This is a genomic window from Sphingomonas sp. AC449 (assembly GCF_979253475.1).
Map to the genome: position 1 here is coordinate 1 of NZ_CEEDCZ010000103.1, position 234 is coordinate 234.

The window sequence follows — 234 nt, forward strand, 5'->3', positions numbered from 1 at the left end:
GTTCCCGATCTGGGGCCGCGGCCTGAACTCGCCACGCCCGGAACCTATGCGTCCGGCCTCTGCCTTGCGGAATCGCCCGCCCCGCCGGCCGCGGGCACCTGGCCTGCGGCAGGAGGGTGGCGTCGGTACGGCGATCCGCAGCTCGACGCGCTGATCGGGGAGGCGACCGCGGGCGCGCCCGCCATCGCGATTGCTGCCGCGCGCGTGCGTCAGGCGCAGGGTGCGGTCCAGCCC

General features: G+C 76.5%; 1 pseudogene. It reads left to right on the plus strand.

Annotation, left to right across the window (positions count from 1 at the left end):
• A pseudogene (locus tag AC0CH3_RS17990) lies at positions 1-234 on the plus strand (hypothetical protein); the annotation flags it as partial.